This window comes from Microbacterium sp. NPDC064978, assembly GCF_044543605.1.
In the GTDB taxonomy this organism is placed as follows: domain Bacteria; phylum Actinomycetota; class Actinomycetes; order Actinomycetales; family Microbacteriaceae; genus Microbacterium; species Microbacterium meiriae.
The window spans coordinates 1,338,566-1,355,149 of record NZ_JBITWF010000001.1; the positions used below are offsets into that span (position 1 = coordinate 1,338,566).

Consider the following 16,584-nt stretch of genomic DNA (forward strand, 5'->3'; position numbering starts at 1 on the left):
GTATCCGGCCGCGACCTGAGAGACTGAAGCGGTGAAGCTCCTCGTCGCCGCCCTCGAGTCCGAACTGTCCGCCTTCCCCGAGGAGCTCGACGGCTTCGACCGTCTGGTCACCGGCCCGGGCAAGCTGCCGGCGACGTACGCGCTGACCCGGGCCCTCGACGCGAAGACCTACGACGAGGTCGTCGTCGTCGGCACCGCGGGCTCCATCGAGAAGGGGCGTCCGTACGCGGTGCACGAGATCGCGACGGCGGTGCAGCACGACGTGATCGATCTCGACGGCGTCGTCGGACGGCACGTCTCGCTTCCGCCGCAGGTGACGACGGGCCGCGAGGGCGTCGTGATCGCCACGGGTGACCACTTCGTGAACGACGCCGAGGTCACGGCGGTGATCCGGCCGATGGGCGCCGCACTGGTGGACATGGAGACCTACGCGTACATCTGGGTCGCGGGACAGTTCGGCGTGCCCATCCGCGCCTTCCGCGCCGTCTCCGACCAAGCCGAGGACGGCGCCCTGGCCGACTTCCGCGAGGCCATCGCCCGATGCAGCATCGAGCTGCGCGAAGTCATCCGCGCCGAATACGGGGTCTGAGCTCAGCGCATCTCGATGACGCTCGGCCCGTTCGGCAGCGCGCGGACGGTGAGCTGAGCCGGGATCTGTTCCTGCATGGCCTCGACGTGGCTGATGACCCCGACCGTGCGCCCGCCCTGCCGGAGTTCGTCGAGCGTGCGCATCGCGACGTCGAGTGTGTCGCCGTCGAGCGAGCCGAATCCCTCATCGATGAAGAGCGTGTCCAGGCGGATGCCGCCGGCGCGGGCCGTCACGACCTCGGCCAGCCCGAGGGCGAGCGCCAGGGACGTGAGGAACGTCTCGCCGCCGGACAGCGACTGTGGCGGGCGGGTCTGCCCGGTGAACGCGTCGGCGACCACGATGCTCAGTCCGGACGCGGCACCGCGTGCCGCCAGGGCATCGGAGTGCTGCAGCCGGTAGCGTCCTTCCGACATGTCGTGGAGGCGGCGGTTCGCGGCGTCGACGATCTCCTCGAGCTCTGCCGCCAGCACGAAGGTCTCCAGCGTCATCTTGCGTGTGTTCGCTCCGCGTCCGGCGATGGTGTCGGCGAGGGCCTGGAGCACCTCGAACGCCGCCGCGTCCTCTGCCGTGCGGGCGTGCTCGTCCTTCGCGGCGTCGATGAGGCCGGCCAGCCGCGCAGCGTCGCCCGCCGTCCTCGTGGCCTCGTCGACGGCGGCGGTCCACGCCGCCCTCGCATCGAGCGCTGCCTGCTCGATCGGCGCGAGGTCGATCGGCTCCTCCGGCAGGGTCCGCAGTTCGAGGTCGAAGAGAAGTGCACGCTCCTTCTCCCGCTGCACCACGTGCGTCGTCACCCGCTCATCGAGCTCCGCCTGCGCCGCCGGCGGACGCAACGCCTCCACGACGGCCGTGACGTCGGGGAACTCGGAGGCATCGAGTGCAACGTCTCTCTCGGCGGCCGCCTCCGTCGCCGCCTGCTGTCTCCGCGCACGTTCGGCCTCGGCGTCCAGGAGGCGTCGGGCCACGGCGAGGTGGGCGGTCGTCTCCGCCGTCCGCTCGGCGACCGACGCGTAGCTCCCTCGCGCCTCGTCGATCGCCCTGCGGGCGTCATCGTCTCGCTGGACCACCAGAGCCAGCTGCTCGCGGGCTGCGGCCAGGGCCGCCTCATCCTGGACACGGCGGAGCTCCAGGGCGTCCTGCTGCTCGCGGAGCTCGGCGAGGACGACATCGCGTCGCCGCGCGGTCTCGGCGGCGGCGAGGGCTTCCTTCTCCGCGGCAAGGGCGGCATCGAGCTCGGCTCCCGCCGTCTCGACGTCCCGTCCGTCCGCGCGCGCCGTGGCGGCGGCGAGTCGGACCTGCAACGTCGTGCAGGTCGACGCCGCCTGCTGCTCGCGCCGCGCCGCCTCGTCCCTCCGGACCTCCGCGGCCGCGATGTCCTCCGCGGAGACCGTCGCGCCGTGGTCTGCCGGGGCCGGGTGCTCTCGCGCACCGCACACCGGGCAGGGGTGATCGTCGACGAGGGCGGAGGCCAGCTCCCCCGCCATGCCGTCGATCCGGCGCTGCCGCAGGTCAGCGAGAGCCGACTGTGCGGCGGCCTGTGCAGACGTCGCCTCGGCGAGGACGCGTTCGGCGGAGGTGCACTCCTGTTGCAGGGTCTCCGCCTCTACCGCGGCTTCGCGGCGAACGGCCGCGGCGACGCGCACGCTCTCCCATTCCGCGATGCGGTCGGCGAGTCGACGGGCGTCGTCCCGTTCCAGGGTTGCGTCCGCGATCCGCCCGGGGAGGGCAGCGCGCTCCGCCTGCCCGTCCTCGCACCGGCGCTCGGCGGCGACGACAGCCGCTTCCGCCGTCCCGCGCTCGGTGGCGCGCGACGGCGCCTGTGCCTCCAGCGTGACGGCGCGCTCCCAGATCCCGGACTCACGCGTCCGTTCCGCGATCCACGCGTCGAGGTCGTCGGTCTCGACGCCGAGCCGGGCCCAGGCCGCGCGCGCCCGTTCCTCCGTGGCAGCCGCCTCGTCCGCTGCCGCCGCCGCGCGTGTGGCCGCGGCGATCGAGGAACGGAGCACCTCGGCTGCCCGCGCCCTGGCGAGCTCCGCCTTCGCCGCGGCGACCGCCGCTTCCTCGGCATCCAGACGGGCCATCGCCGCGCGGGCACGGTCTCGCTCCTTCTGCGCGCGTTGATCCTCGCGCGCCGCAGCCAGAGCAGCATCGGCGACCTCGAACCGTTTCTCCGCCTCCAGGCGATCGGCGGCGCGCCGTTCCGCCCGATACGCAGCGCGCGCCTGCGCCCGTTCGAGCTCCGCCAGGCGATCGGCGGTCGTGGTGCCAGCGCCCTGCACCTCCGACGCGATGCCGCCCTCGTCGTCACCGGCGTCGCGCCCGAGGTCGGCATCCACCACCAGACGCTCCGCCTCCTCCAGCCGCGCGGAGACCGTGGCGAGACGCGCGCCGAGGCCCTGCTCAGCGTGGCGCCGCCGCTCGTCGAAACGCGCCTGCACGTCTTCGAAACGCTCGGTGCCGAAGAGCCGGCGCAGCAGCGCCTGCCGATCCCGGCTGCCCGCCAGGAGGAACTCCGAGAAGCGGTTCTGCGCGAGGAGGATCACCTGCAGGAACTGCTCGCGGCTGAGCTGGAGGATGTCATCGAGCTCGTGCGCCACGTCGACCGCCCGCGCCGCGCGACCCACCCAGCCGTCGTCCGTGAGCTCCTCCAGGGAGACCGCAGCCGCCTGCTTGGTCAGGCCTCCGCCGCGCCGAGCCGGCCGGAGGTACTCGGGCGAACGCGTGACCCGGTAGCGACCGGACGGCGTGCTGAACTCGACGACCACCTCGGAGGGATCGTCCGGTTCGCTGTGATCGCTGCGGAGCCTCTTCTCCCCGCCGTCGTACCGCGGCACCCCGCCGTACAGCCCGAAGCAGACCGCGTCCAGGATGCTCGACTTCCCCGCTCCGGTGCGGCCGGCGATGAGGAAGATCCCGTCGTCGGCGAAGGCGTCGAAGTCCACGGTCTGACGCGCGCGGAACGGCCCGAAACCCTCGACCTCCAGCCGATGCAGCCGCACTAGACGAGGGCTTCCGCGCGGACCCGGTCGTCGAGCACCTCGCGGATCAGCTCGCGTTCGACCTCGGTCGCTCCCTGGCCCGCCCGCACATGCTCGAGGAACGCCTCGATCCGGTCGGCGTCGGTCACCGCGGAGCGCAGCCGCTCGCCGTACGACCGCTCACGCTCCTCCCCGACCGTCGCGGGCTGATGCTGCACCATGGCGCAGTGCGGGTACGCCTCGCGCAGCCGTCGCATGGGTTCGGTCTGCGGTACGGCGTCGGTGTAGACGGCGCACACCCAGGCGTCGGCGTGCGCGGCGATGTTCCCTGCGGAGAGGATCTCCTCGAAGGCGCCGGTCAGGGTGACCAGGCGCCGCGGAACCGGCAGCTCCAGCCACTCGACGCCCGCGAGCCCGTCGGCATCGAGGTCGACGAGCCAGGAGCCGCGCGGCTTGTGCTGCTCGCCGAAGCTGTAGTGCAGCGGAGCGCCGGCGTATCGCACCCGCTCGCTGACCTGCTGACGACCGTGGATATGACCCAGTGCGACGTAGTCGGGGCCGTCGAACGCCCGGAGCGGCACGACGTCGAGGCCGCCCTGTCGCACCTCGCGCTCCAGACCCTCCGTCGGCTCCACCCCCGCGGCGAAGCAGTGGGCGATCGCGATCGACCGACCCGCGTGCTCCTGCATGCCCGCGCGGACGAGGGTCATCGCGTGCGTCATGGTCTGCGCCTGCGTGCGCAGCTGCCGTCCCTCGGCGTCGCCCTCCGGCCAGTGCTGGCGGACGATCGCGGGCTCCAGATACGGGATCCCGAAGAAGTGCACCGGACCGTGAGCGTCGTCGATCGTGACGGGGGTACCGACCGCGAGGGGGTCGGTGAGCACGTGGATGCCGTCGCGCAGCAGCCGGGCCTGGAACCCCAGCCGCGCGGCGGAATCGTGGTTCCCGCTGGTGACGACCACCCGTGCACCCGTCTCATGCAGATCGACGAGGGCGTCTCCGAGCAGCGTATAGGCGGCGGCCGAGGGCGTGGCGGAGTCGAACACGTCGCCCGCGACGATCACGACGTCGACCTCGTGCTCCCTGACCTGCGCGGTCAGGGCGGCGAGCACCTCGGCGAGCGCGTCCATGGTCGAGTTGCCATGAAACGTCCGGCCGATGTGCCAGTCCGAGGTGTGCAGGATCCGCATACCCCCACGGTACGAAGCCCCTCGGACATTCCGTCCGAGGCGTGCCGGGACCGCCGTCTCCCGACGGCCGAGGAAAGGCGGAAGGTCCCCTGACCCACCCTCGTCGCGACGACCGGCACGTGGTGATGCGAGATGCACCGTGCATCTTCACCTGTGCGACGTGCGGGGCTGCGCGATGCGAGATCAGGGCTGCCCTCCGCCCACAGGTGCCGGCTTGCCCCGCCGGCTGAGGGTTGTGCCCGCTCCGTCGCGACTACCGACTTCCGCTCTCCTCCTCGAGGTCGTGCGACCAGTTCGCCTGCTGGATCCGGTTGTCGAGCGCACGGAGCTCCTGGGCGACGGCGTCCGCCCGGGCCCGGAGCGCGGCGACCGGCAGCGCCGACACCTGCCTCAGCTCCGAGCGCATCTGACGCAGGTACTGCTCGCTCGCCCCCGACGCGGCGGCCGCCGCGTCGGCGAGCACCGAGTGGCGCAGGCGCAGCACGTCCCGCGCGGCGAGCGCGTCGGTCATCGTGCCGTCCGCGCCGAGGTCGAGGCGGGAGTTCGTGACGTTGATGCGGCGGATGAGGCTCTGCAGCCGAGTCAGTGCGTCATCGGCCTCCTCGATCAACGCCGCCGCGTCCTCCGCAGGCTCCTCACCCTCCTGGTACCGGGCGTTCGCGACGATGCGCGCCCGCAGCTGCTCGATGCGGCGCTGCAGGTCGGCGCGGGCGGCCAGGGCTTCGGCGAGTCTCATGCCCTCATCCTCGCAGGCGGCGGCCGTAACAGTTCGTCATACAGCCGGAGCGTCAGCGTGAGCGGAGGAGTCCGGACTGCTCGGGGTGGGCGGTGAACCACTCCGCCACGTACCAGCAGACGGCGTCCACCTTGCGGTCGCCGCGCTCCGCGATGTCGGCCACGGCACCCTCGACCACCTTCCCGGCGTATCCGTTTCCGCGGAATGCCGGGACCGTGTAGGCCTGGGTGAGGGCGACGGTGTGGCCGTCGTCCCGGTAGTCGAGCACGCTGACGAGCTTCCCGTCGCGCGTGAGGGTGTACCGCGATGCGTCCTTCTCGTCGGTCAGGATGAAGCCGCCGACGGTGTGCGAGATCGTCATCCGTGTCACGTTACGCCTCTTGCGACGCGCCCGGGCGTTTTGACATGTCCCGTCACGATCGGACATAATCCCCCCATGACCATCAACGCACGCCCTTTGTCCGCCCAGGAGGCGAACGGGACTGCCGGGATGATGATGCCCGGTCGCGTTGACATGTGTTGCCGAATGTGTCGCTGAACGAACAGCCACCTCGTCTGACCTGACTCCTCGCCATCTGCGAGAGCAGTGTCCCGAGCACACACCCGTGCTCGCTTCCCCGGCTCCGCCGGTCATTCGTGCAACGCATCCGAGCCCCCTCCCGTCGGGCTCACGTCCTGAGGACCCATCATCATGTCGAACTCCGCCCTTCTCGAGCGTCCCGCCGTCACCGCCCCGAACCGCACCGTCCGACCCGCCGAGTCGTCGGCTCCGCTGGCCCCGACCGGCGCCGACCTCCCCGCCGTCCGCTCGCCCCGCGGCTTCGCCCTCTACGTCGGCCTGGACGAGATCAAGGCCGCCGAGGCCGGTGTGAGCCTTCCGCTGCTCGTCGACGCCCTCCGCCGCACGCTGGCCGAGCTCGCGCCCGGCGCCGAGACCCACGCCACCGTCGCCCTCGCCCCGCACGGCTCCGGCGGCCGCGACCTCGACGTCGTGCGTCTCGCCCTGCAGGAGCCCGGCGCGATCGCCCGCACCAAGGCCGCCGCCGAGGAGGAGACCACGCCCGAGGAGCCCGGCGTCACCGTCGACATCTCCCGCAAGCGCGTGCTCATCGACGGCGAGTCCGCCGCCTTCACCTACAAGGAGTTCGAGCTGCTGCAGTACCTCGTCCTCCGCGAGGGCCGCACGATCGAGCGCAGCGAGCTCGTCGCCGCCCTCTGGCAGGCCCAGGACGACGAGACCCCTGGCGAGCGCACGATCGACGTGCACGTGCGCCGGCTGCGGGCGAAGCTCGGCCGCTACGAGGACATCGTCCGTACCGTGCGCGGCATCGGCTACCGCTTCGACCGTCACGCCGACGTCGTCATCCGTTACGGCCACGGAACCCCGTCGCCCGACCGCTTCTGACCCGCTCCTGCTCAGCCCGGAGGCCGGTGTCAGGAGCCGCGCGTAGGGTGGGCGCATGACCCTCGCCGCCGCCCCCGCGACGGCGGGCGCCGTCCGCGCGGATGCTCCGCGGCAGACGACGTACCGCCCGCCGCACCCGCTCGATCTCCGGCGAACCGTCGGCATGCTGCGCCGCGGCGGCACCGATCCGACGACGGTCTTCGACGGCCCCGTCATCTGGCGCGCGGTCCGCACGCCACAGGGTCCGTCGACGTTGGCCCTGCGGATGTCGGGGAACGAGGTCACGGCGACCGCCTGGGGTCCGGGCGCCGAGCACGCACTCGCCCTCGTGCCGGCACTGTGCGGTGCCGGCGACGACCCGACCGGCTTCGATCCCTCCCTGCACCCCCTCATCGCCGAGGCGGCCCGGCGACACCCCGGCATCCGGCTCGCGCGCACGGATGAGGTCTTCGATGCCCTCGCCTGCGGCATCCTGGAGCAGAAGGTCACCTCCATGCAGGCCTTCGGCGCCTGGCGATACCTCGTGTCGCGCTTCGGCGACCCGGCGCCGGGGCCGACGCCGCGACCGATGGCCGTCGCTCCCACGGCGGCGCAGTGGCGACGCATCCCCTCCTGGGCGTGGCACCGCGCCGGAGTGGAGCCGCCGCAGTCGAAGACCATCGCGCGGGCGGCGGAGCGCGGCGACCGCATCGCCGATGCCGTCCGAGCGGCCACGACCGGCCCTGACCGTGACCGCGTCCTCACGAGCCTGCCCGGAGTCGGCGTCTGGACCGCTGCGGAGACGCGCATCCGTGCGCTGGGCGACCCCGATGCCGTCAGCGTGGGCGACTACCATCTGGCGCACGAGGTCGGACATGCCCTGACGGGGCACCGCACGGATGACGCCGGCATGGTCGAACTGCTCGCTCCCTGGGCCGGTCACCGGCAGCGCGTCATCCGACTCATCTTCGCGAGCGGCGTCGCCGAGGCGCGGCGCGGACCCCGGCTCGCCCCGGAAGACCACCGCCGACGCTGACCGGCCCGTTCCCGGAGCGACCGACGTATGCTGAGCGCATGTCCCGTACCGCCCTGCGCATCTTCGTCACGGTCGGCCTGCTGATCGCCGGTGTCGTCCTCGGCCTCATCTTCCAGAACGTGTGGCTGGGCGTGCTGCTCGCCGCGATCGTGTGGTTCGGCTGGTTCCTCGGCTACGAGTCCCGCCGCGGTCACAACGCGGGCGTGAACGACGAGGACCACGGCGTCGAGCTCTGACGCCATGGAGCGGCAGTCCAGCGCCGGCCGTCGCGCCGTGCTCACGGCCGTGGTGTCGGTGATTCCGCGGCCGGAGGATCTCCGGCGCAACGTGTTCGTCGGCATCGACGGCGTGGACGGCTCGGGGAAGACGGTGTTCGCCGACGAGATCGCCGAACTCCTCGCGCCGCGGCACCCCACGGTGCGGATCTCCATCGACGGGTTCCACCGGCGCAGAACGGAGCGCTATCGGCGGGGCCGGCATTCCCTGGAGGGCTTCTTCCTCGACTCCTACGACTACGCGGCCTTCGATCGCCATGTGATCGCCCCGCTCCGGGCCGGCCATGGACCGTATCTCACGGCGTCACATGACCTCGACAGCGACGAACTGCTCGATGGGCCGGTACGCCATCTCGCCGCGCCGTCGGTGATCGTCGTCGACGGGATCTTCCTGCATCGGCGGGAGCTCCGTGCGGTGTGGGACTTCTCGGTCTTCCTCCGTGTGGACTTCGCCGTCTCCGCCGCGCGCATGGCACGACGCGACGGCTCGGATCCGGCCCCGGAGGCGGCGAGCAACCGACGCTATGTCGAGGGTCAGCGGATGTACCTGCGAGAGGACGACCCGGAGCAGCACGCCGCGGTGATCGTGGAGAACGACGACCTCCGGGCCCCTCGGATCGTCGGCTCGCGTCAGTAGTAGACGGCGAGGGGGCCGGAGGGTCCGTCCACGACCTGCACGGGGGTGTCGAACACGCGGCTCAGCACGTCGTCCGTCATGATCTCCGCCGGCGAGCCGAACTCCACCACCAGACCGTCCTTCATGGCGCAGATGTGGTCGGCGTAGTGTCCGGCGAAGTTGATGTCGTGCAGCACGATGACGATCGTCCGCCCGAGCTCCTCGGCCGCCCGCCGCAGGTGCTTCATCATCTGCACGGCGTGCCGCATGTCGAGGTTGTTGAGGGGCTCGTCGAGCAGCACGAACTCCGTGTCCTGCGCGAGCACCATGGCCACGTAAGCCCGCTGCCGCTGCCCGCCGGAGAGCTCGTCGAGGTAGCGCCCCTCGAGCGCCCCCAGATCGAGGAAGTCGATCGCCCGGCTGATGACCTCCTCGTCGGCTCTCGTCAACCGGCCCTGGGAGTGCGGGAAGCGGCCGAAACCCACGAGCTGCCGCACGGTGAGCCTGGTCACGAAGTGGTTCTCCTGGCGGAGGATCGAGACCACCTTGGCCAGGTCCTTCGACTTCGTGGAGGCGACGTCGAGGCCCGCGATCTCGATGGCCCCGGCGTCCATCCCGTTCAGCCGCCCGATCATGGTCAGGAGCGTCGACTTGCCCGCACCGTTCGGCCCGATGAGGGCGGTGATCCCGCCGGTGGGGATGCGGAGGTCGACGGGGCCGATCGCGACCTCGCTGCTGTAGTCACGGCGGACGCCGTCGAGTGCGATCACAGTCTGCCCTTTCGGAGGATGACGATGAGGAACACGGCGCCGCCCACGATCTCGATGAGGATCGAGACCATGCCCTGCGCGTAGAAGACGTTCTTCATGACGAAGTACGCCCCCGCCAGGATCGAGAACGCGGTGAGGACGGCGACCGGGAAGATCAGCCGATGGTCGTGCGTGTCGGCGAACTGGTACGCGAGCGTCGCCACGAGGAAGCCGAGGAAGGTCATCGGACCCACGAGGGCTGTGGAGGTGGCCATCAGCACGGCGACGAGGGTCAGGACGAGGAACTGCTCCCGCCGGTGGTCGAGGCCGAGCGATCGTGCGGCATCGGGGCCGAGCGCGAGCACGTTCAGACGCCGGGACCGCAGCCACAGGAGGGTCGAGGCCGCGATCACGAGCGGGATCGCGAGCGGGAGATACGAGGGATCGGCGTTGGAGACGTTGCCGAACAGCCGGGCGGCGAGCACATCGAACTCGCTGGGGGTGAGCAGCCGCTGCATGAACGTGGCGATCGCCCCGAGGCCGCCCCCGATCACGATGCCCACGAGCAGCATGATCTGGAGGTTGCCGTAGCGCCCGGACAGGAGCCACCCGTAGAGGAGGACGGCGAGCGCGACCATGATGAGCACCTGGAGGGCGAACTGGCCGACGCCCTGGATCGCCACCAGCCCGGCGACGCCGAAGAGGTACACGGTCGTGGTCTGGACGACACGGTACAGCGACTCGAAGCCCATGATCGAGGGAGTGATGATCCGGTTGTTCGTGACCGTCTGGAAGCTGACCGTGGCGACGGCCTGAGCGACGGCGACGAGCGCCATCACGACCACGGCGGTCGCGCGGTGCTGGGCGATGCGCCAGAACCCGGGCGTGCCGACGGGCAGCGGGTTGTCCCAGGCGAGGAGACCGAACGCGGAACCGAGGGCGAGCACGCCGAGCACCACGAGCACGACGATATAGCGGCGACGCGCCCGCACGGTCGTGAACGCCCCGGCCGAGCGCGTCGTCCGCGGGGCCGTCGTCGCCGTCATCGTCGCCTCAGCCACGACGACGCTGCCGCAGGAGGAGGAGCACGAACACGACGGCGCCGACGACACCGAGGATCAGCGACACCGGCACCTCGAACGGCATGATGATCGTCCGGCCGATGATGTCGCAGACGGTGACGATCGCGATGCCGAGCAGGCACACCCACGGCAGGTTGCTGCGCAGGTCGTCGCCACGGACCATCGAGACGATGTTCGGAACGATCAGCCCCAGGAAGGGAAGGTTGCCGACGACGACGGTGACCACACCGGTCGTCACCGCGATCAGCGCGGTGCCGAGCAGGATCATCCGGTTGTAGTTCACCCCGACGTTGGTGGCGATCTCCTCCCCCAGCCCGGCGATGGTCAGTCGGTCGGCCACGAGGAAGACGATGACGCCGATGATGGCGACGATCCACAGCATCTCGTACTGTCCGCGCATGACCGAGGTGAAGCTGCCCGCGAACCAGACACCGATGATCTGCAGGGAGTTCGTGACGAGGGCGAAGTAGGTCGTGATCGCGCCGACCACGGCGCCCAGCATGATGCCGACGATGGGCACGATGAGCGACGACTTCAACGCCACCCGGCGGAGGAACGCGAAGAACACCATCGTGCCGACGAACGCGGCGAGCACGGCCCCGGCCATGCGCAGCGGAAGGGAGGGCTGCGGCACGAGCACCATCACGGTGAGGAGCCCGAGTCCCGCCCACTCCGTGGTCCCGGTGGTGGTCGGCTCGACGAAGCGGTTCTGCGTGAGCAGCTGCATCACGAGACCGGCCATCGCCATCGCCGCGCCCGCGAGCACGAGCGCGATCGTCCGGGGGACGCGGGTGATCTGGAACATCTGCGCGCCGTCGTCCGCGCCGGCGATGTCGTACACGCCCGTGAAGAGCGAGATCGCCAGGAGCACCGCCACGACGAGGACGCCGATGAGCAGCTTCGGATCGAAAAGCCGTGCGGACGATCGCGGTGTCGAGGTGAGGAGAGGAGAGGTCATGGGGGGATGCCGGCGGCGGCGCCCCGGTCGGGACGCCGCCGCCCAGCCCTTACTTGTCGGCGCTCTTCTCGAGCGCGTCGGCGAGGTCGTTGAGGAACGTCGTGTACGTCTGGATGCTCTCGTTGAGGTAGGTGTCCATGGGCATGTAGACGATCTGATCGTCCTTCACCGCGGTGACGCCGGCGAGCGCTTCGGAGTTCTCGATGATCTCCGCCGCCTGCACGTAGTCCGGCGTCTCCGCGGCGAACACGGCGTCGCGGTCGAGCACCAGGATCCAGTCGGGGTTCGAGGCGGCGATGGCCTCGACCGAGATCTCGTCGCCCTGGTGGTCGTCGCTCGCATCGTCGACCTGCAGCGCCGGAGTGAGGCCGAGCATGTCGTAGATCGGGCCGAGCGAGCGGCCGACCGTCGGAGCGAGGTAGCCGATCTGGCCACCCGAGGTGTTCACGGCCATGACGGTGTCGGCGTCGTCGTAGGCCGCCTTCGCGCGGTCCACCGCGGCGTCGAACTCCTCGACGAGCTTCCGGGCCTCGTCCTGCGTGCCGAAGATCTCACCCAGGACGGTCGTCTGCCGCTTGAGCTCCTCATCGAAGGGCTCGCCGTCTCGGGGCTCCAGGTCGATGATCGTCGCGTCCGGGACCAGCTCCGCGATGGCCTCGTTGTGCTGAGTGAAGCGCTGACCGCTGATGATGAGGTCGGGGTCGGCGGCGACGATGGCCTCGAGGTCGGGCTCGGTGTGCAGGCCGATGTCGACGATGTCCTCGTCCTTCGCGTACGAGACGGTCTCCGGCATCAGGGAGACCGCACCGGCGGAGAGCTCGACACCCCAGTCGGACAGGGTCTGGAAGGTCCGGTTGTCCAAAGCGACGACCGAGGTCGGCGGCGTGGTGATCTCATGCGTGCCTGTGTTGTCCTCGATGGTCACGGTCCCCGATCCCGCGGTCGTCGCTTCGGGTTCGGCTTCGCCGCCGGACGCGCAGCCGGAGAGGGCGAGCAGGCCGACGAGAGCGACGCTCGTGGCGGTGAGGGTTCTGGGCACGGACATGGAGAGACTCCTGTTCTGCGGGGATGTGTGCACCCTCGTGGGGCGCCGGTCCGACGGGCGGGCGAGCCGACCGCGTCTGTTTTTAGGTTAGCCTTACTTTATGAGCGATACGAAATCCGGTTTCTCGATCGAGCGTCGCGGCCTCGAGCTGCGCTTCCGCAACGTCACGCTGAGCGCCCGCGAATGGCTCGCTCCGGATTTCGTGCGCGTCCGGCTGTCCGGCCCCGACCTCGCCGGCTTCGACTCCCCGGGCTCAGACGACCACATGCGGCTCTTCTTCCCGAGCGGCCCCGTGGGCTCGGTGGAGGAGTTGCGCGCCGCCCCGAGCCGCGAGTACACGCCCCTCGCGTGGGGTGACGACTGGCTCGATGTCGAGTTCGCCGTGCACGGCGATCAGGGCGTGGCCGCACCGTGGGCCGCGAACGCCCCGCTGGGGTCGACCATCGGCGTCGGCGGGCCGCGCGGCGCCGCCGTCCTCACCGGAGAGCCGGGATCGTGGCTCCTCGTCGGTGACGAGACGGCCATCCCCGCGATCCGCCGTTTCGCCGCCCTCGTCCCCGAGGGCACGCCGGCACGCATCGTCATCGAGACCACGTCGGCAGCCGGCGAGGTCGCTCTCGAAGCTCCGGTGGCTGTCGAGTGGCTGCACCGCGGCGCCGCTCCCGCCGGCTCTGCGCTGACCTCCTTCCTCGACGCGCTCACCGAGGACGAGGTCGTCGGACCCGACCCGTTCGTCTTCATCGCCGCCGAGCAGTCCATCGTGAAGCCCGGTCGGGCCCTGCTGGCACGCTGGGGCGTGGACAACGCGAACGCCGTCGTGAAGGGCTACTGGAAGCGCGGCGAGGCCGAATACCACGCTCCCCACTGACACCGGGTCGATGCGCTGACAGACTGGGCGCATGGCTCTCCTCGATCACCTGGGCATCACCGTCGCCGACCTCGAACGCGGACGGGCGCAGTTCCATCCCGTGCTCACCGCGCTCGGCTACGAACTCGGCGGCGAGGACGATCACTCGATCTCCTGGCACACCGGCGACGAGACCGAGATCATCCTCTACACCTGGGACGACGACTCCACGCCCCACCGGCACGGCCGCGTGGGCTGGCAGCACATGGCTTTCGCGGTGCCGTCGCGCGCCGAGGTCGACAGGCTCCACGATCTCGCGCTCGAATCCGGCTGGACCGCCGTGCGGGACCCGAAGGAATATCCGCGGTACAGCGACCGGTACTACGCCTCCTTCGTCGAGGACGCCGACGGCATCCGGCTCGAGTTCATGTACAACCCGCCGAGGGACGCTTGACGCCCGGGCGTGTCGCCGCCTAGGGTGGCAAGGCTGTGCCGACCGGCGCCGCACACCAGCCGAGGAGACGACGGATGACCGCCCCGCGGAATCTCCACCCGATCACGGCATTGCCGCTTCCCCAGAAGCGCAATGACCGCGACGAGTCGTACCCTCCGGCGCGCGCCGTGTGACAGCATCCGCTCTCGCAACGCCCCGCACCGTCAGGTCCGGGGCGTTTTCCGTCGGAAGACTCCCCTGACCTGTGGGCTGGACATCACCACAAGGAAAGGAATCATGGAGAGGCTCTCCGCACGGCTGCTGTCGTGGGCGTCCCTGATCGATGAGAAGACCCTCGATCAGGCGCGCACCACCTCACGCATGCCGTTCATCCACCCGCACCTGGCGCTGATGCCGGATGCGCACCTCGGCAAGGGGGCGACCGTCGGGTCGGTCATCCCGACGCTCGGCGCGATCATCCCCGCCGCCGTCGGCGTCGACATCGGCTGCGGCATGATCGCCGTCCGCACGCCGTTCACGAAGGACGACCTCGACGGGCGCGACCTCGCCGCGCTCCGGGAGCAGATCGAGCGCGCGGTCCCGCTGTCCGCCGGGCGCTACAACAACAAGGTCGTGGGGACGGCCGCTCCTCGCGTGGTCGAGCTGGAGGAGCGGGCCACCGCGGCCGAGTTCGACCCCGAGGGCTACGCGAAGAACTGGCGGCTCCAGCTCGGCACCCTCGGGTCGGGAAACCACTTCATCGAGGTGTCGGCGGATGAACTCGACCGGGTCTGGCTGTTCCTGCATTCCGGTTCCCGCGGCGTGGGCAACAGGATCGCCGGGCACCACATCGCCGTCGCACAGCGTCTGGCGAAGCAATGGTGGATCGACCTCCCCGACCCCGACCTGGCCTACCTCGTCGAGGGCACGCCGGAGTTCACCCGCTACATCCGGGAGCTCAGGTGGGCGCAGCACTTCGCGCTGCTGAACCGCGAGGAGATGATGGACCGCGTCATCCGGCAGCTCTCCGAGTTCCTCGGCGCCCCGGTCGAGGAGGAGGAGCGGATCAACTGCCACCACAACTTCACGGAGTCGGAGATGCACTTCGGGAAGCGCGTCTGGGTGTCCCGGAAGGGCGCGATCCAGGCGGATGCGGGTCGGCCCGGACTCATCCCCGGGTCGATGGGCACGGCGTCCTACGTGGTGGAGGGGCTCGGCGACCCGCTGTCGCTGAACTCGTCACCGCACGGCGCCGGGCGCGAGTACTCGCGGTCCGCGGCCCGGAAGACGTTCACGCATGCGCAGCTGCGCGAGGCGATGGCCGGCATCGAGTTCCGCGACACCGACGCCTTCATCGACGAGATCCCGCAGGCATACAAGCCCATCGATCGCGTGATGGCGGATGCGGCGAGCCTGGTGCGGATCCGGCACACGCTGCGGCAGCTCGTCAACGTGAAGGGCGACTGACCGAGGGCCGGGTGAGAGGGATCCTCGCTCGGCCCTTCCTCCCCAATCCGCGCGATTCCCGGTGTCTCCACACAGCGCGGGTCGCCGAGCGTGGCGTCCGCCAGGATGCTGGCAGGCTGAAGGATCCGGTGCCACGATGAGGGGATGGAAACCATGGACGGTGCACAGGTCTGGAGCATGATCGGCGCGTTCACGGCGCTGATGATGGGCATGCTCACGGTCGTCTCGACGCTGTTCATCCGCGTCCTGCGCAGCGAGATCGGCGGCCTGCGCAACGAGATGACCGCGCGCTTCGACGCGGTCAACACCCGGTTCGACGCGGTCGGCACCCGCATCGACGGCGTCAACGCCCGTATCGACGGACTCGATCGTGATGTGCAGGCGCTCGTGAAGCGCACCTTCGGACTGGATCGGGAGTGAGGATCGACGCATGAGGATCGTCGTCGCAGGAGGAACCGGCGTCGTCGGCACGCCCACGGTGGAGGCCGTCCGGAGCGCGGGTCATGAGGCCGTCGTGCTCAGTCGTTCGCACGGCGTCGACCTGGTCAGCGGGCGCGGGCTGGAGGCGGCGCTGACCGGAGCCGACGCCGTGATCGACGTCGTGAGCGTCGAGACGCTGAAGGCGAGCACGGCGATCGAGTTCTTCACGGCCGCCACCGGGAACCTCCTCGCCGCCGCCGCGGACGCCGGCGTGGGACACGTCGTCCTGCTCTCCATCGTCGGCATCGACCGGATCCCCTACGACTACTACGCGGGCAAGGTGGCCCAGGAGAAGCTGGTCTCCGCGTCCGCCGTCCCCTCGACGATCCTCCGAGCCACGCAGTTCCACGAGTTCGCCGCGCAGATGTTCGCGCGCGCGAAGGCGGGTCCGCTGCATCTCGCCCCGCGTGCGCGCACGCAGCCGGTGGCGGCCCGCGAGGTCGCGGAACGGCTCGTCGCGCTCGCGACCGGGGACGCGCGGGGCCGAGTGCCCGACCTCGCCGGCCCTCGCGAAGAGCAGCTCGCCGACATGGTGCGGGCGTACGCGCGACGCATCGGGTACCGCGGCTGGATCCCGGCGCTGAACGTACCCGGTCCGCAGATGGCGGGGATGCGCGCGGGGAAGGCGCTGCCGGGACCAGACGCGATTCGCGGGACGCAGACGTTCGCGGAATGGCTTGCCGAAGCGGTGCCGGCGCGCGCAGACTGAGGAGGGGCGGGGG

Annotated in this window: 18 protein-coding genes; 10 read left to right on the forward strand and 8 right to left on the reverse strand. The window is 70.7% G+C overall.

The window, feature by feature from the left end:
* Nucleotides 1-31: 31 nt before the first annotated feature.
* The gene (locus tag ACIGJI_RS06695; RefSeq protein WP_187663303.1) at nt 32-589 is read left to right on the forward strand and encodes a nucleoside phosphorylase; all 558 of its coding nucleotides are present in this window, start codon (nt 32-34) and stop codon (nt 587-589) included.
* Nucleotides 590-591: 2 nt separating this feature from the next.
* On the opposite strand, the gene ACIGJI_RS06700 is transcribed toward ACIGJI_RS06695, so the two are convergent.
* The 4 genes from ACIGJI_RS06700 to ACIGJI_RS06715 form a co-directional block, all read right to left on the reverse strand.
* Nucleotides 592-3,585 (reverse strand): SMC family ATPase, encoded by a 2,994-nt coding sequence (locus ACIGJI_RS06700; protein ID WP_363445408.1) that lies wholly within the window; start codon nt 3,583-3,585, stop codon nt 592-594.
* The gene (locus tag ACIGJI_RS06705) at nt 3,585-4,754 is read right to left on the reverse strand and encodes an exonuclease SbcCD subunit D (RefSeq protein WP_363445406.1); all 1,170 of its coding nucleotides are present in this window, start codon (nt 4,752-4,754) and stop codon (nt 3,585-3,587) included. The genes ACIGJI_RS06700 and ACIGJI_RS06705 overlap by 1 nt, the downstream gene beginning before the upstream one ends.
* A gap of 253 nt (nt 4,755-5,007) precedes the next feature.
* Nucleotides 5,008-5,490: a DIP1984 family protein gene (locus ACIGJI_RS06710; RefSeq protein ID WP_187663300.1), complete on the reverse strand. Its 483-nt coding sequence runs from the start codon at nt 5,488-5,490 to the stop codon at nt 5,008-5,010.
* A 52-nt stretch (nt 5,491-5,542) separates the two neighbouring features.
* On the reverse strand, nt 5,543-5,851 hold the full coding sequence (locus ACIGJI_RS06715) for a GNAT family N-acetyltransferase (protein WP_363445404.1): 309 nt from the start codon (nt 5,849-5,851) through the stop codon (nt 5,543-5,545).
* A gap of 330 nt (nt 5,852-6,181) precedes the next feature.
* Between ACIGJI_RS06715 and ACIGJI_RS06720 the strand changes: the two genes are divergently transcribed.
* The 4 genes from ACIGJI_RS06720 to ACIGJI_RS06735 are packed head-to-tail and all read left to right on the forward strand — an operon-like array spanning nt 6,182 to nt 8,822.
* The gene (locus tag ACIGJI_RS06720; RefSeq protein ID WP_363445402.1) at nt 6,182-6,895 is read left to right on the forward strand and encodes a winged helix-turn-helix domain-containing protein; all 714 of its coding nucleotides are present in this window, start codon (nt 6,182-6,184) and stop codon (nt 6,893-6,895) included.
* Nucleotides 6,896-6,950: 55 nt separating this feature from the next.
* Nucleotides 6,951-7,910: a DNA-3-methyladenine glycosylase 2 family protein gene (locus tag ACIGJI_RS06725; protein ID WP_363445400.1), complete on the forward strand. Its 960-nt coding sequence runs from the start codon at nt 6,951-6,953 to the stop codon at nt 7,908-7,910.
* Nucleotides 7,911-7,948: 38 nt separating this feature from the next.
* Complete coding sequence (locus tag ACIGJI_RS06730; RefSeq protein ID WP_025104487.1) at nt 7,949-8,146, forward strand: hypothetical protein; 198 nt, start codon at nt 7,949-7,951, stop codon at nt 8,144-8,146.
* 4 nt (nt 8,147-8,150) lie between these two features.
* Nucleotides 8,151-8,822, forward strand: a complete 672-nt coding sequence (locus ACIGJI_RS06735) for a uridine kinase (protein WP_363445398.1) — start codon at nt 8,151-8,153, stop codon at nt 8,820-8,822.
* Here the strand turns inward: ACIGJI_RS06735 and ACIGJI_RS06740 are convergent.
* Genes ACIGJI_RS06740 through ACIGJI_RS06755 form a run of 4 tightly spaced genes read right to left on the reverse strand, consistent with a single transcriptional unit; the run spans nt 8,816 to nt 12,635 of the window.
* Nucleotides 8,816-9,571 carry an ATP-binding cassette domain-containing protein gene (locus ACIGJI_RS06740; protein ID WP_363445396.1) on the reverse strand — a complete coding sequence of 252 codons (756 nt, stop codon included), beginning with the start codon at nt 9,569-9,571 and terminating at the stop codon, nt 8,816-8,818. The genes ACIGJI_RS06735 and ACIGJI_RS06740 overlap by 7 nt on opposite strands.
* Nucleotides 9,568-10,596: an iron chelate uptake ABC transporter family permease subunit gene (locus ACIGJI_RS06745; protein ID WP_363445948.1), complete on the reverse strand. Its 1,029-nt coding sequence runs from the start codon at nt 10,594-10,596 to the stop codon at nt 9,568-9,570. Before ACIGJI_RS06745 ends, ACIGJI_RS06740 begins: the two co-directional genes overlap by 4 nt.
* 7 nt (nt 10,597-10,603) lie before the next feature.
* Nucleotides 10,604-11,590 carry an ABC transporter permease gene (locus ACIGJI_RS06750; RefSeq protein ID WP_187663294.1) on the reverse strand — a complete coding sequence of 329 codons (987 nt, stop codon included), beginning with the start codon at nt 11,588-11,590 and terminating at the stop codon, nt 10,604-10,606.
* Nucleotides 11,591-11,639: 49 nt separating this feature from the next.
* Nucleotides 11,640-12,635, reverse strand: coding sequence for an ABC transporter substrate-binding protein (locus ACIGJI_RS06755; RefSeq protein WP_363445394.1), 996 nt, complete (start codon nt 12,633-12,635; stop codon nt 11,640-11,642).
* A 100-nt stretch (nt 12,636-12,735) separates the two neighbouring features.
* On the opposite strand from ACIGJI_RS06755, the gene ACIGJI_RS06760 reads away from it, so the two are divergent.
* The 5 genes from ACIGJI_RS06760 to ACIGJI_RS06780 all read left to right on the forward strand — a co-directional run bounded on the left by ACIGJI_RS06760 (nt 12,736) and on the right by ACIGJI_RS06780 (nt 16,571).
* Nucleotides 12,736-13,503 carry a siderophore-interacting protein gene (locus tag ACIGJI_RS06760; RefSeq protein ID WP_363445392.1) on the forward strand — a complete coding sequence of 256 codons (768 nt, stop codon included), beginning with the start codon at nt 12,736-12,738 and terminating at the stop codon, nt 13,501-13,503.
* Nucleotides 13,504-13,534: 31 nt separating this feature from the next.
* Nucleotides 13,535-13,936: a VOC family protein gene (locus ACIGJI_RS06765; protein WP_363445390.1), complete on the forward strand. Its 402-nt coding sequence runs from the start codon at nt 13,535-13,537 to the stop codon at nt 13,934-13,936.
* A 276-nt stretch (nt 13,937-14,212) separates the two neighbouring features.
* Nucleotides 14,213-15,382 carry an RtcB family protein gene (locus ACIGJI_RS06770; protein WP_363445388.1) on the forward strand — a complete coding sequence of 390 codons (1,170 nt, stop codon included), beginning with the start codon at nt 14,213-14,215 and terminating at the stop codon, nt 15,380-15,382.
* Between the two features lie 144 nt (nt 15,383-15,526).
* Nucleotides 15,527-15,802, forward strand: a complete 276-nt coding sequence (locus tag ACIGJI_RS06775; RefSeq protein WP_363445386.1) for a hypothetical protein — start codon at nt 15,527-15,529, stop codon at nt 15,800-15,802.
* A 10-nt stretch (nt 15,803-15,812) separates the two neighbouring features.
* Nucleotides 15,813-16,571: an NAD(P)H-binding protein gene (locus ACIGJI_RS06780; protein ID WP_315637229.1), complete on the forward strand. Its 759-nt coding sequence runs from the start codon at nt 15,813-15,815 to the stop codon at nt 16,569-16,571.
* The last annotated feature ends 13 nt before the right edge of the window (nt 16,572-16,584 follow it).

Bases quoted from the DNA above. Each gene is read 5' to 3' on its own strand.
- ACIGJI_RS06705 (WP_363445406.1), bottom strand. From the start codon at position 4,754: ATGCGGATCCTGCACACCTCGGACTGGCACATCGGCCGGACGTTTCAT.
- ACIGJI_RS06710 (WP_187663300.1), bottom strand. From the start codon at position 5,490: ATGAGACTCGCCGAAGCCCTGGCCGCCCGCGCCGACCTGCAGCGCCGC.
- ACIGJI_RS06715 (WP_363445404.1), bottom strand. From the start codon at position 5,851: ATGACGATCTCGCACACCGTCGGCGGCTTCATCCTGACCGACGAGAAG.
- ACIGJI_RS06720 (WP_363445402.1), top strand. From the start codon at position 6,182: ATGTCGAACTCCGCCCTTCTCGAGCGTCCCGCCGTCACCGCCCCGAAC.
- ACIGJI_RS06725 (WP_363445400.1), top strand. From the start codon at position 6,951: ATGACCCTCGCCGCCGCCCCCGCGACGGCGGGCGCCGTCCGCGCGGAT.
- ACIGJI_RS06730 (WP_025104487.1), top strand. From the start codon at position 7,949: ATGTCCCGTACCGCCCTGCGCATCTTCGTCACGGTCGGCCTGCTGATC.
- ACIGJI_RS06735 (WP_363445398.1), top strand. From the start codon at position 8,151: ATGGAGCGGCAGTCCAGCGCCGGCCGTCGCGCCGTGCTCACGGCCGTG.
- ACIGJI_RS06745 (WP_363445948.1), bottom strand. From the start codon at position 10,596: ATGACGGCGACGACGGCCCCGCGGACGACGCGCTCGGCCGGGGCGTTC.
- ACIGJI_RS06750 (WP_187663294.1), bottom strand. From the start codon at position 11,590: ATGACCTCTCCTCTCCTCACCTCGACACCGCGATCGTCCGCACGGCTT.
- ACIGJI_RS06755 (WP_363445394.1), bottom strand. From the start codon at position 12,635: ATGTCCGTGCCCAGAACCCTCACCGCCACGAGCGTCGCTCTCGTCGGC.
- ACIGJI_RS06760 (WP_363445392.1), top strand. From the start codon at position 12,736: ATGAGCGATACGAAATCCGGTTTCTCGATCGAGCGTCGCGGCCTCGAG.
- ACIGJI_RS06765 (WP_363445390.1), top strand. From the start codon at position 13,535: ATGGCTCTCCTCGATCACCTGGGCATCACCGTCGCCGACCTCGAACGC.
- ACIGJI_RS06770 (WP_363445388.1), top strand. From the start codon at position 14,213: ATGGAGAGGCTCTCCGCACGGCTGCTGTCGTGGGCGTCCCTGATCGAT.
- ACIGJI_RS06775 (WP_363445386.1), top strand. From the start codon at position 15,527: ATGGAAACCATGGACGGTGCACAGGTCTGGAGCATGATCGGCGCGTTC.
- ACIGJI_RS06780 (WP_315637229.1), top strand. From the start codon at position 15,813: ATGAGGATCGTCGTCGCAGGAGGAACCGGCGTCGTCGGCACGCCCACG.